Genomic DNA, 13,170 nt, shown 5'->3' with positions numbered 1-13,170 from the left:
GCAAGCACATGAAAATCTCCCGCCAAGCCTACGCCGACATGTTCGGCCCCACCGTTGGTGACAAGGTCCGCCTGGCCGACACCGAGCTGTGGATCGAAGTAGAGAAAGACTTCACCACCTACGGCGAAGAAGTGAAATTCGGCGGTGGCAAGGTGATTCGCGACGGTATGGGCCAGAGCCAACTGCTGGCCGCCGAGGTCGTCGATACCTTGATCACCAACGCGCTGATCATCGACCACTGGGGCATCGTCAAGGCCGATGTCGGCCTCAAGGACGGGCGCATTGCAGCCATCGGCAAGGCCGGTAACCCGGACATCCAGCCCGACGTGACCATCGCCATCGGTGCCAGTACCGAAGTGATCGCCGGCGAAGGCATGATCCTCACGGCGGGCGGCATCGACACCCACATCCACTTCATCTGCCCACAGCAGATCGAAGAAGCATTGATGAGCGGCGTCACCACCATGATCGGCGGCGGCACCGGCCCGGCCACCGGGACCAACGCCACCACTTGCACCTCCGGGCCGTGGCACCTGGCGCGCATGCTCCAGGCCGCCGATGCCTTCCCCATGAACATCGGCTTCACCGGCAAGGGCAACGCCAGCCTGCCGGAGCCGTTGATCGAACAGGTCAAGGCCGGCGCCATCGGCCTGAAGCTGCACGAAGACTGGGGCACCACGCCGGCGGCCATCGACAACTGCCTGAGCGTGGCCGACCAGTACGACGTGCAGGTGGCAATCCACACCGACACCCTCAACGAATCCGGTTTCGTTGAAACCACCCTCGCCGCGTTCAAAGGCCGGACCATCCACACCTACCACACCGAAGGCGCCGGTGGCGGCCACGCGCCGGACATCATCAAGGCCTGCGGCTTCGCCAACGTGTTGCCCAGCTCCACCAACCCGACCCGACCGTTCACCCGCAATACCATCGACGAACACCTGGACATGCTGATGGTCTGTCACCACCTGGACCCGAGCATCGCCGAAGACGTGGCCTTCGCCGAGAGCCGCATTCGTCGCGAAACCATCGCCGCCGAAGACATTCTCCACGACCTCGGCGCGTTCTCGATGATCAGCTCCGACAGCCAGGCCATGGGCCGCGTCGGCGAAGTCATCACGCGCACCTGGCAGACCGCCGACAAGATGAAGAAGCAACGCGGTGCCCTGCCCGGCGATGGCGAAGGCAACGACAACTTCCGCATCAAGCGCTACATCGCCAAGTACACCATCAACCCGGCGATCACCCACGGCATCAGCCATGAAGTGGGCTCCATCGAAGTGGGCAAGTGGGCCGACCTGGTGCTGTGGCGCCCGGCGTTCTTTGGCGTCAAGCCGACGCTTATCCTCAAGGGCGGGGCCATCGCCGCCAGCCTGATGGGCGACGCCAACGCCTCGATCCCGACACCGCAGCCAGTGCACTACCGACCGATGTTCGCCAGCTACGGCGGCTCAAGACACGCCACCAGCCTGACCTTCATCAGCCAGGCCGCCGCCGAGGCCGGGTTGCCGCAACAGCTTGGGCTGAAAAAGAGAATCGCCGTGGTCAAGGGCTGCCGCGATGTGCAGAAGACCGACCTGATCCACAACGATTACCTGCCGAGCATCGACGTTGATCCGCAGACGTATCAGGTCAAGGCCGACGGGGTGTTGCTGTGGTGCGAACCAGCTGACGTGCTACCGATGGCGCAGCGCTATTTTCTGTTTTGAATGGAGTGAGGGCCTGAGAGCAAGACTTGTGGGAGCAAAGCTTGCTCGCGATACAGGCGCCTCAACGCTTGAGGACCGAGTTGAATTCATCGCGGGCAAGCCTTGCTCCCACAGATTGGCGCTTGCTCATCGAGCGTTTATCACTCCACCAACCGCCCCAACCGCTGCTTGAGCATGCGGTTTTCGCTGCGCAGTTGCTGCACCTCTTCCAACAGATCCAGCGCCAGGGCGACGCCTTCCCATTCCAGTTCCAGCTCGCGGCGCAGCTTGGCCGCACGGCGGGCCAGGACCAGTTCGTAATCGGTGAAACGCCAATCGGTCGGCGCCGCGCCGTGGGGTTCGAGGATGCCATGGGCGACGATTTCGATCACATGGATATCTTGCAAGGCGGCGGCCTCGCAAAACTCCATCAGGTTCAGTTCAATGATCGGGTTGTTCATGGTCTGCTTCTCCCAATGCTTTAACTGTGTAGGAGCTGTCCAAAGACCGCTGTCCTCAGAAATTCTCCCGCGGATCGAACGCCGCTTTCTTCGCCAGCTCTGCCCACAACGCCTTGACCGCCTCGTCGCAGGCCTTGGGCATCACGGCCTTGAGCTGTACGAACAGGTAGCCGCGCTCGCCGGCCTTGTTGCGCAGGCCGTGGCCCTTGGCGCGCATGCGCTGGCCATTCTGGCTGCCGGCCGGGACCTTGAGGTTGATCTTACCGGTAAGGGTCGGCACCGCCACCTCGGTGCCCAGTGCCAACTCCCACGGCGCCAGGGGCAATGTGATGATCAGGTCCTGGCCTTCGACATCGAACTTGGGGTGCGGCGCGAAACGAATGGTCAAATACAGATCGCCATTGGCACCGCCACCGATACCCGGCGCGCCCTGGCCCTTGAGGCGGATGCGTTCACCGTCGGTCACACCCAGCGGGATCTTCACGTTCAGGCTTTTGCTGGTGTTGCTCACGTGCTGGCCGGCCGCGTTGTACTGCGGCACCTGGAAGCTGACTTTTTTCGACTCGCTCGACAGGGTTTCTTCCAGGAAGATCGGTAATTCCATTTCCACGTCTTGCCCTCGACGGCCGGCGCTGCGACCTGACTGTCCGCCACCGAAGCCCGGCCCGCGATTACCGAAAATCGAACTGAAGAAGTCCGAGAAATCCCCGGTGTCCTGGCCACCAAAACCACCACGGCTCTGCCAGCCAGGCGGGCCCTGGAACGGCTGGCCGTGCTGACCGTAGCGGCGCAGCTCGTCGTACTCGGCGCGCTTGTCGGCGCTTTTCAGCGCTTCATAGGCTTCGGAGACATCCTTGAACTTGGTCTCGGCGTCCTTTTCTTTACTCACATCCGGGTGGTATTTGCGCGCCAGTTTGCGATAGGCAGCCTTGATCGTGGCGTCATCAGCCGTCGGCTCCACACCCAGAATCTTGTAATAGTCTTTGAAGTCCATCGAAGGATCACCATCCGTTATCGATATCGCACCGCCACCCGCAGCATGCTCGTGATACAAGTCCTGGGGTTTGACCGATCTCAAGGTTTGTGACCGGGCGGCGCTTCAGAAGTTTATCGGCAGCCTGCGGCGGTTCTTGTACTCGCCCTGTGGCTGCCAGGCCCATGCCAGCAAGTTTGGGGGTAAAGGGGAGTCTTTCAAGGCCAGAGTTTGCGAATTAGCGGATAACTGGCCTTCGAATCCGCGCCGCACTGACATACACTGCGCGGCCGTTTTTTCAACTGGAACCCGAAACACATGAAAAACGCATCCCCGGCCCGTGCCTGCGGCATCGACTTCGGCACGTCCAACTCCACTGTCGGCTGGCTGCGCCCCGGCATGGAAACGTTGATCGCGCTGGAGGACGACAAGATCACCCTGCCTTCGGTGGTTTTTTTCAATCTCGAGGAACGCCGCCCGGTGTATGGCCGCCTGGCCCTGCACGAATACCTCGAAGGCTACGAAGGCCGGCTGATGCGCTCGCTCAAGAGCCTGCTGGGTTCCAAGCTGATCAAGCACGACACCAGCGTGTTAGGCACGGCCATGCCGTTCAAGGATTTGCTGGGGCTGTTCATCGGCCAACTGAAGAAACGCGCCGAGGCCACCGCCGGTCGGGAATTCGAAGAAGTGGTACTGGGGCGCCCGGTGTTTTTCGTCGACGACGATGAACTGGCCGACCAGGAGGCGGAAAACACTCTGGTGGACGTCGCCCGCGCCATCGGTTTCAAGGAAGTGTCGTTCCAGTACGAACCCATCGCGGCGGCCTTCGACTATGAATCGACCATCGAGAAAGAAGAGCTGGTGCTGATCGTCGACATCGGCGGTGGTACCTCGGACTTCTCCCTGGTGCGCCTGTCCCCCGAGCGTCGTACCCACGACAACCGTCACGCCGACATCCTCGCCACCGGTGGCGTGCACATCGGCGGTACCGACTTTGACAAACAACTCTCGCTGGCCGGCCTGATGCCGTTGTTCGGCTACGGCAGCCGCATGAAGAGTGGCGCCTACATGCCCACCAGCCACCACATGAACCTGGCGACCTGGCACACCATCAACGCGGTGTATTCGCAGAAATCCACCCTGGCCCTGGGCAGCATGCGCTACGACATCGAGGACACCGGCGGCATCGACCGGCTGTTCAAATTGATCGAACAGCGCGCCGGGCACTGGCTGGCGATGGAAGTGGAAGAAACCAAGATCCAGCTGACCCACAGCGACCAGCGCCATTTGCTCCTGGACCGGATCGAGCCGGGGCTGAGCGTGGACCTGAGCCGGGCGCTGTTTGAATCGGCCATCGACGGCTTGCTGGAGCGGGTGCGCGGCAGCGTCACGCAACTGCTCAATGATGCCAATGTGCGCGTCGACCAAGTGGATACGGTGTTTTTTACCGGCGGCTCCAGCGGCATCCCAGCCCTGCGCAACAGCGTCTCGGCGATGCTGCCCCAAGCCCGGCATGTGGAAGGCAACATCTTCGGCAGCATCGGCAGCGGGCTGGCGATCGAGGCGATGAAGCGCTACGGCACTCAGGTCTGATTCAAGTTCTGCGGCGCGTCCATCGCGAGCAAGCTCGCTCCCACATTGAATCGCATTCCCTCTGAAGGAACTCGGTCAACTGTGGGAGCGAGCTTGCTCGCGATGGCGTCGGAACAGGCGACGCCTACCCGATCAAACCATCCCCACCTGCTTCAACTCACTCTTCAAGTAAGCATAGTAAATCGGTCCCGCCACCACCCCCGGCAAGCCGAACGCAGCCTCGAACACCAGCATGGCCATGAGCAGTTCCCAGGACTTGGCGCTGATCTGCCCGCCGACGATGCGGGCGTTGAGAAAGTATTCGAGCTTGTGGATCAGGATCAGGTAGACCAGCGCCGCCACTGCTACCCAGATCGATAACGACAGGCCGACGATGGTGATCAGGGTATTGGAGATCAGGTTGCCGATGACCGGCAGCAACCCCAGCAGGAAGGTCATCACGATCAGGGTCTTGGTCAGCGGTAGCTTGATGCCGAACAGTGGCAGCACCACTGCCAGGAAAATCCCGGTGAAGAAGGTATTGAGCAGGGAAATCTTGATCTGGGCGAAGACGATGTTGCGGAACGCCTTGACCAGCAGGCTCAAGCGATCGAACAACGCGGCGGCCAGGGGTTTGCGCTTGGTCAGGTCGGGGATGCGCTGCAAGGCGACGATCGCCCCCAGCACCATGCCGATCAGCAACGTCACGAACATATGCGCCGCGTCCTTGCCCACCAGTTGCAGGTCACTCAGGTGCTTGCTGATCCAGTCACCGATGGCCACTCGGAACTCGGCGGCGCTGGCCGGCAGGTAGGCGTCGATGAACGGCGGCAGTTGCCCGCGGGCGCGATCGACCACACCCATGAATTTATCCAGGGACGCGCCAGGGTTTTCCGCTTCGTGCAGCAGGAAACTGAAGGCGCCGGCGAAAATCAACGTCAGCACACTGACCACCAGCGTGCCCAGCAACGCCACCGCCAGCCAGCGAGCACGCCGACCTTCGATCAGTCGTTGCAACTGCGGGGTGAGCATGTTGACCAGCTCGAACACCAGCAACCCGGCCAGCAGGCTGGGCAACAGGCGCAGCGGCAGCACCAGCAGCAGCCCACCAAAAATGATCACCCAACTGATCACCAACAACACATGACGCTGAGAAAACGTTGGCATACAGCCTCAGGACGAAACCAGGTAAAAGGATTGGCAGTCTGCCAGCCTTCCACCAGCAGCACTAGAGATTGTATCGGCCGACCTTGGTCGCAGTTCAGAAGTTTCTGGATGCGCCTGCAAGGGCTTCATCGCGAGCAGGCTCGCTCCCATAACAAACCGTGCAACACAAATCTACTGTGGGGGCGAGCCTGCTCGCGATGGGGCCCCCACAGGCACCAGTTATTTTTTCTTCAGGCAATCACTCATGAACGCCTTGCGGGCATCGCCCTTCAATGCCTGCTCAGTCGCCGTGGCGTTGCAGGTTTTCATGCGTTCCTGGGGCGTACTCGGCGCAGCAGGGGCGGCCTTGAGGCAGTTGCTCATGAAGGCTTTACGCTCGTCACCCTTGAGGGCCTTGGCGGTGGCGTCGGCGTTGCAGGTGGTCATCTTGGTTTGCTGCGCTGTGGCGGCGAAGCCTTGGGAACACATCAGCAAACCGATCATCAACAAAGGGACACGCAGCATCTTCATGGTATTTCTCCTGGTTGCCGCACGATGGGTGGGGCGATGAGGTGCAGTGTAGACAAAGCCTGTTACACCTTCACCTGGGTTCAGTCGGACCTGCGGTGCCTTGGCTGACGTCATCGCGAGCAAGCTCGCTGCCACATTGATGGCGTTCACCCACCTCCCTGTGGCAGCGAGCTTGCTCGCGATGAACGATAACGCAGTCCAACTGGCTACACCCCAGCCGCCTTCAACCGCTCGGCATGCTCGACAAACAACCGGACCGGCTCGGCCCCTTTGCCCACCAGCCCCAGCGATTGGTTGACGATGTCGAAGTGGTCCAGTGGGTAGTCGTCGCGGATGACCGTGCCCAGGTGCGAGCTGTGGCGTCCGACCATGCCATCGCATTGCCCCGCCTCGCGTACGAAGGTGCGGGCGAACAGCCGGCAGGTGCGATTGGTGCCGTCGAACAAGTTGCGCCCCTTATCGGTCTTGCCCGGCTGCAAAGTCCCGGACCAGGAGTAATAACGCACCCCGTTGACCTCTTCCGGCCCCTGCCCGCCCCAGGCTTCAGGCAGCCCTTGAGGATAATGCTGGTTGAACAGGGCCGCGCCCGCTGTGGTGAGAGAGGCATGGGATGCATGGATATCCACCGGCAGCTTCGGCCCGCGATAGCCGGTTTCCATCAGGCTCATCAAGGCGTTGATCAGGCGCAGTAAACTGCTAAGCAGGCGGCCCCTGGTACTGTTGGCCGGATAGTGGGTTTGCAGGTAATCGGCCAGTTCGGAGCCGTGGTTGGTACCGGCCACCGAAGTCACCGACGCCACCAGGTCCGGGCGTTTGGCGGCAGCGTAGCGGGCGGTGAGACTCCCCTGGCTGTGGCCGATCAGGTTGACCTTTTGCGCACCGGTTTGCCGCAGGATCTCGTCGATTCGCATGAGCAATTGCTCGCCACGCACTTCGGAGGAATGCAGCGGCGAAACCTTCACCGCAACCACCACGGCCCCGCCCCGACGCAACGCCGAGACAATCCCGTACCAGTATGGATACAGCACCAGGCGAATGAACCCGAACATGCCCGGGACCAGTACCAACGGATAGCGAGTGGCGCAGCGTTGCGACATGGTGACATCCTTGTGAGCAAGAGGTGGTCAGCATCGGTATCGATGATGACCAGTCTATGACAGTCGTGTCACTTCAGCCCGCCGCCCAAACCATCAGAAGGTCTGCGCCAGCGCCAGCAAGCGCTGCTCGGCCTCGGCGCAGGACAAAGCAAAACTGCGCTCGGCCGACTCTTCGCCTTCTGCGGCAACCACCGTCACATCGGTGATGCCGATAAACCCCAGCACCGTACGCAGCAACGTATCGGCGTGGTTCATGCCCTCCAACTGACCTCCGGGGCCAAAGCCGAAATCACCACGGCTGGTCACGATCAGGGCTTTCTTGCCCAATACCAACGGCTCGTAGTGGGACACGCCGTTGTCCAGACTGTGGTTGAACGTCAGCCCGATGCGCACGATCTGGTCGATCCAGGCCTTTACACCGCTGGGTACGCTGAAGTTGTGCATGGGCGCGGAAATCACCAGCCGGTCATGGGCCTGCAGTTCTGCGACCAATGCATCGCTCAGCGCCAGGTCCGCCTGCATAGTCAATGGTCGGGCCTGGGGTTCGGGGTGGAACGCCGCTGCGATGAAGGCTTCATTGACCGGAGGAATCACCGTCCGTCCCACTTCGCGACGAGTGGGTTGGGACTGCGGATGGACCGTCTGCCAGGCAGATAAAAATGTTTCCGCCAGCCGCCGGGAATGCGAACGCTCGCCACGGGGACTGCCATGTACTACAAGAATCTTGCTCATCTGTATCTCCTTTGCTGCGACTACAATCAACACTGCTTGTGGCTTTCAGCTTGATGCTTGGCGCCGCCTGCATTCAAATGAGCGTTAGTTCATCAGGATGAGTTAATTTCATCCATCGTAGCTCCGGAGATTGCCATGTTCGCCAACCTGCCCCTCAACGCCTTGCGCGCCTTCGAGTCCGCCGCGCGGCTGCTCAGTTTCAAGGCGGCCGCCGCGGAGCTGTCGGTGACGCCCACGGCGGTCTCCCACCAGATTCGCTCGCTGGAAACCTGGCTCGGCTTGAGCCTGTTCGAACGCCTGCCACGCCAGGTCCGGCTCACGGAAGGCGGGCAGCGCTTGTTTCACAGCCTGCACGGGGCCTTGCTGGAGGTGGCGCAAAGCGTCGACACCCTACGCCCGCAACGCAGCACCAGCCACCTGACACTCTCCACCACTGCAGCGTTTGCCGCCTTGTGGCTGGTGCCACGCCTGGGCCGGTTTTATGCCCGCCATCCGAACATCAACGTGCGCCTGGACACCCATTGCGAAGTGATCGACCTGCACCAGGACGCCAGCATCGACCTGGTGGTGCGCTATAGCCTCGATAGCTACCCGAACTTGTACGGTCTGTGCCTGTTCGACGAAAGCTTCGGCGTCTATGGCTCACCCGAGCAGGTGGCCCTGGCGGCCCGCCGGCCGCCGACCTTGATCAGCGTGCACTGGCACAACTCCAAGCTGTATGCCCACGGCTGGGATGCCTGGTGCGCCCAGGCCGGAGAAAACTGGCTCGCTTCGCAGCCCTGCGTGCGCGAGTACGACGAGGAACATTACGCCCTGCAAGCGGCGATTGCCGGACAGGGCCTGGTGTTGGCGAGCAATATCCTGGCTTCCGAAAGCGTCGCCAGCGGTTTGCTGGTGGGGTATCGCCCGCAGATCCAGGTCAACGGCGCCGGCTACAGCGCCCTGTGCGTACCAGGCCGCGAACGCCATCCGCCAGTGCGGGCGTTCTTCCAGTGGCTGGGGGAAGAGGCGCGGCTGTCCGGCTACCCACTGAAAAACCCGGTAAAACTTTTTCAGGACCGCGTCACTCAGATTTAGAGTGATCGCGCCTGCAGAGCGTGACGCCTCAACCGGATCAGCCTCCAGGAGAACGAGATGAGCGACATGCACTTATCCGATGTAACCACCCTGCGCGAGCGCGCGCGGCAGAACGTACAGAACGGCGCAGTAACCGAGGGCTACAGCGCCGATCGGCAGGAAGTCATTCGCCTGCTCAACGAATCATTGGCCACCGAACTGGTGTGCGTGCTGCGCTACAAGCGCCACTACTTCATGGCCACCGGCCTCAAGGCCAGCGTGGCCGCCAGTGAGTTCCTCGAACACGCGACCCAGGAAGCCGAACACGCCGACAAACTCGCCGAACGCATCGTGCAACTGGGTGGCGAGCCAGAGTTCAACCCCGACCTGCTGAGCCGTAATTCCCATGCTCAATACGTGGCGGGCAGTACGCTCAAGGAAATGGTCTACGAAGACCTGGTCGCGGAACGGATCGCCATCGACAGCTATCGGGAAATCATCCAGTACATCGGCGACAGAGACCCTACCACCCGGCGTATCTTCGAAGACATCCTGGCCCAGGAAGAAGAGCACGCTGATGATATGGCCGACATTCTGGCTGACTTGTAATCTCCAGGGGGCCCATCGCGAGCAAGCTCGCTCCCACATTTTGATTCAGCATGCGGTCCCCTGTGGGAGCGAGCTTGCTCGCGATAGGGCCAGTAGCCTCACCGCAAACCCGCCTATCGAGTGGGCTTCACCGTCACCGGCGCCTTGCCCGCCTTCATCTGCTCCAACAACGGCGCACACTGGTTCGGTTCGCCACCACTGGGGGCAACCAGTGCCAGCAACCCGGCCGCCGGCGCCGCGATCACACCCAGCGCTACCATCCCGGCACCGCGCAGCATCAATGGCACAGCCTTGACGCCCGCGGCGGGCTTGGCGAACGAGCCCCGCACGTACAACGGCGAGCGCAGGGAAATCAGCCGCCAGCCTTTCGACTCGGGGGTAACGGTCAAGTCCAGTTGCTCAGTGGCCATGTTGGCCGTGCCGTCGATGTAGATGATCGCGTTCTCGGTATCGAACACGAACAGGCGAGTGGTCGTCAGGCCGCTCTTGATGTCGAAATCCGCCGCGGCGCAGTTGATCTTCACTTCCTTGTCACCAAAGATTTTCCCCACCACGTAGTTACCGACGTTCAGCCCGGCCAACTCCATCAACTCACGACTGATAGCGCCATCGTTGATGAGCATTTTCAGGGTGCCGTTGGACGTGCCCAGCAACGCTGCCACCGAATTGCCACGCCCGGCGATATTGGCATCGCCGTTCAGTTCACCGAAGCTGGTTTTCATCGGTTCGAAGCCCGGGAACAGTTGTTTGAGCTTGAAACCGCGCGCGGTCAGTTTCGCCTGGCCTTCCAGAGGTTGCGTGTGCCCGTTGAGGCGAATCTGCGCATCGAGACGACCACCGGCCACGCCGAAGCGCAAGGGTTCAAGACTTAGCAGGCCATCGTTGAGCACCAAGTGAGTGTAGAGATCCGTGAATGGCAATTGCTCGCTGTGGACGATGCGTTTGCCGGTGAACTCCACATCAGCGTCCATCGCGCTCCAGCGCTCGGTGCGAAACTCTTCCACGGGCAAGACCTTGTCGGTCGGCTGCTTGCTGGCGCCGCCACGGGCCTTTTGCTCGGCGTTGGAATCGGCACCGATCAACGGTGCGAGGTCACTGAACAACAGTTGATTGGAGACCAGCGCGCCGCTGAGCTTCGGCCGCGGCTGGCTGGCAACATAGGCCAGGTCGCCATGGATATCGCTGTCGCCGATCTTGCCGTTGAAACCCTCATAGCGAAAACGCGCCCCATCAGGCTCATGGAGCTTGGCGCTCAGGCGCCCGTCGGTGGAATAAGGCGGCGAATCCGGCAGGGTCACGCCGGTCAGGGGATAGAGATGGGCCAGGCTGTTGCCGGCCAACTTCAAGCTCAGATCCAGGGCACCCAGGTTCTTCGGGTCGGTGAGGGTCCCGGCCAGTTCAACACGGGTGTCACCGATTTTCGCCTGGGCCTGCAAGGGAAAGGGTTGTGACGCGTCCTGCAATGCCAGCAAGCCGCCAACCTTGCCAGAGCCAGTGAGGTTCTGCCCGTGGTACTGCCCATTGACCTTGAAGGCAAACGCATAATCCTGAGGCACCGCGCCTTGGTCCCGAGCTTTCTTCGCGGCTTTGTCACCGACGATATCGCTGAACGGAATGGGTTTGCCCAATGGGTCGATCAGCAAGTCGAGGCGAGTCTTCAGTGTTTGGTCGTCAAGGGTGACGTGCCCCTTGTCGAAGCCGATGGCGCCGATGTCCACCACCCAGCTGGATGGCTCGGCGTCCGGGTCTTTCGGGTCGAACTGGAAGGTCCAGTTGGCGCGCCCGTCGGCCAGGCGTTGCAGGTTGGCGTCGGGCTCGGTCAGGTCGATACGGGGAATCGCGACTCGCCGGGCCAGTAAGGCCAAGGGTGAGATACGCAGCTCGACACGCTTGAGCGTGGCCATCTGCGGGGTTTTCGACCACTCCGGGTTACCCAGGCTCAAGTCCTCGGCCACCACATGGGGCCACGGTAACCAGGCCCGCCAGCCTCCCTCCTCTGGCTCACGCCGCCAGACCACCGCCAGGTTGCCGTTGATGGCGAACGGGCGGTGCAACTCCTCGGAAACCTTGGCGTTGAGTGGGGGCTTGATCCGGTTCCAATCGAAGAAGGCGATGACCACTACCAGCAGCGCCAGCAGGACAGCGAGGCTGGCAAAGCACCAGGCGAGGATTTTTGAGGTGCGCGTCATGCACAAGGCTCCAGATGACAAGTCAGCGTCCAAGATCGCGACGTCTGAGAAACACGAACCTGTAATCGGTTCGTTGTGAAGGGTTGGACTGGCTAAACGGCCAACAGGTGCCGATGAACGGCACAAAAAAATGCCGAAATCCTGACCAATCAGCCAACAACCTGTTACCACAGCCGCACTTTTGCGAGGCGCCAGTGGGTACAAAATACCCACCTCAGTGCAAAACAGCACCTCGGAAACGCCTGATTTAGAGCCTTCGCCCAGAACAATCAATTCCGTTGATTATTACCATTGCGTTTATGAACTTTTATATCGACTTATCGAGAGTAGCATTGCCCTCGTACCCACTTTATCGCCCTCCCAAGGAGCAACGATCATGAAACGCCAATTACTGATGAGCCTGTCTCTCTCACTGCTGGCCTCCACTGCCTTCGCGCTGCCAGCTTCGGAACAAGCCACGCCGCAGGTCAAGGACAACCATTCTGTCTACAGCCAGACTGTCGCTGAAGGTGGTCGTGACCGCCTGGAAGAAAAAGGCCTGGTCGAGGGTGGTTCCGACCGTACCCCACAAGGCCAGACCCTGGCAGCTGACGGCTCCGAGCGCACTCCACAAGGCCAGACCCTGGCAGCTGACGGTTCCGAGCGCACTCCACAAGGCCAGACCCTGGCAGCTGACGGTTCCGAGCGCACTCCACAAGGCCAGACCCTGGCAGCTGACGGTTCCGAGCGCACTCCACAAGGCCAGACCCTGGCAGCTGACGGTTCCGAGCGCACTCCACAAGGCCAGACCCTGGCAGCTGACGGTTCCGAGCGCACTCCACAAGGCCAGACCCTGGCAGCTGACGGTTCCGAGCGCACTCCACAAGGCCAAACCCTGGCAGCTGACGGTTCCGAGCGCACTCCACAAGGCCAGACCCTCGCCGAAGGCGGTGGTGACCGTGTGATCGAACGCAACAGCGCAGTGAGCTGAGCCCATGGTGGCCCTGAAAAAAGCCCGATTCCGCCAATCGGGCTTTTGACTTTTAAAAGCCTGGTTTTCCCCGCCTGATCCCTTTCTACCGTTCGACGCCGGCAAAGCCGATTTGCTAGAGTGCGTCGCTCCCGTGAACCAGAAGC

General features: G+C 61.3%; 12 protein-coding genes. 5 read left to right on the top strand and 7 right to left on the bottom strand.

All coding sequences use genetic code 11. The annotated features are described in order from the left end of the window. The first annotated feature begins 8 nt into the window (after positions 1-8). The gene (ureC, locus tag J9870_RS02965; RefSeq protein ID WP_134922658.1) at positions 9-1,709 is read left to right on the top strand and encodes an urease subunit alpha; all 1,701 of its coding nucleotides are present in this window, start codon (positions 9-11) and stop codon (positions 1,707-1,709) included. Positions 1,710-1,849: 140 nt separating this feature from the next. Here ureC and J9870_RS02960 read toward each other — a convergent pair whose 3' ends face one another. Beyond that, positions 1,850-2,149, bottom strand: a complete 300-nt coding sequence (locus tag J9870_RS02960) for a chaperone modulator CbpM (RefSeq protein WP_210642635.1) — start codon at positions 2,147-2,149, stop codon at positions 1,850-1,852. Between the two features lie 55 nt (positions 2,150-2,204). Next, positions 2,205-3,143: a DnaJ C-terminal domain-containing protein gene (locus J9870_RS02955; RefSeq protein ID WP_210642634.1), complete on the bottom strand. Its 939-nt coding sequence runs from the start codon at positions 3,141-3,143 to the stop codon at positions 2,205-2,207. A 297-nt stretch (positions 3,144-3,440) separates the two neighbouring features. Between J9870_RS02955 and J9870_RS02950 the strand changes: the two genes are divergently transcribed. Further along, entirely contained in the window at positions 3,441-4,715 is a 1,275-nt protein-coding gene (locus tag J9870_RS02950; RefSeq protein ID WP_210642633.1) for an Hsp70 family protein, read from the top strand. A 132-nt stretch (positions 4,716-4,847) separates the two neighbouring features. Here J9870_RS02950 and J9870_RS02945 read toward each other — a convergent pair whose 3' ends face one another. The 4 genes from J9870_RS02945 to J9870_RS02930 form a co-directional block, all read right to left on the bottom strand. Then, a complete protein-coding gene (locus J9870_RS02945; protein ID WP_210642632.1) occupies positions 4,848-5,861 on the bottom strand; it encodes an AI-2E family transporter in 1,014 nt (337 codons plus the stop codon). A 219-nt stretch (positions 5,862-6,080) separates the two neighbouring features. Next, positions 6,081-6,371, bottom strand: coding sequence for a PsiF family protein (locus tag J9870_RS02940; RefSeq protein ID WP_210642631.1), 291 nt, complete (start codon positions 6,369-6,371; stop codon positions 6,081-6,083). Between the two features lie 206 nt (positions 6,372-6,577). Next, the gene (locus J9870_RS02935) at positions 6,578-7,468 is read right to left on the bottom strand and encodes a triacylglycerol lipase (RefSeq protein ID WP_210642630.1); all 891 of its coding nucleotides are present in this window, start codon (positions 7,466-7,468) and stop codon (positions 6,578-6,580) included. A 93-nt stretch (positions 7,469-7,561) separates the two neighbouring features. After that, the gene (locus J9870_RS02930; RefSeq protein ID WP_210642629.1) at positions 7,562-8,200 is read right to left on the bottom strand and encodes an NAD(P)H-dependent oxidoreductase; all 639 of its coding nucleotides are present in this window, start codon (positions 8,198-8,200) and stop codon (positions 7,562-7,564) included. 135 nt (positions 8,201-8,335) lie between these two features. On the opposite strand from J9870_RS02930, the gene J9870_RS02925 reads away from it, so the two are divergent. After that, positions 8,336-9,277 carry a LysR substrate-binding domain-containing protein gene (locus J9870_RS02925; RefSeq protein ID WP_210642628.1) on the top strand — a complete coding sequence of 314 codons (942 nt, stop codon included), beginning with the start codon at positions 8,336-8,338 and terminating at the stop codon, positions 9,275-9,277. A gap of 57 nt (positions 9,278-9,334) precedes the next feature. Then, positions 9,335-9,865 (top strand): ferritin-like domain-containing protein, encoded by a 531-nt coding sequence (locus J9870_RS02920; protein WP_210642627.1) that lies wholly within the window; start codon positions 9,335-9,337, stop codon positions 9,863-9,865. Positions 9,866-9,978: 113 nt separating this feature from the next. Here J9870_RS02920 and J9870_RS02915 read toward each other — a convergent pair whose 3' ends face one another. Further along, positions 9,979-12,054 (bottom strand): AsmA family protein, encoded by a 2,076-nt coding sequence (locus J9870_RS02915; RefSeq protein WP_210642626.1) that lies wholly within the window; start codon positions 12,052-12,054, stop codon positions 9,979-9,981. Positions 12,055-12,430: 376 nt separating this feature from the next. Between J9870_RS02915 and J9870_RS02910 the strand changes: the two genes are divergently transcribed. Continuing rightward, positions 12,431-13,024, top strand: a complete 594-nt coding sequence (locus J9870_RS02910; RefSeq protein WP_210642625.1) for a hypothetical protein — start codon at positions 12,431-12,433, stop codon at positions 13,022-13,024. Positions 13,025-13,170 lie beyond the last annotated feature (146 nt).

The organism is Pseudomonas sp. Tri1 (assembly GCF_017968885.1).
Classification (GTDB): domain Bacteria; phylum Pseudomonadota; class Gammaproteobacteria; order Pseudomonadales; family Pseudomonadaceae; genus Aquipseudomonas.
Note: the sequence above shows the minus strand (reverse complement) of the source record. Positions and strands in the feature narration are given on the sequence as shown.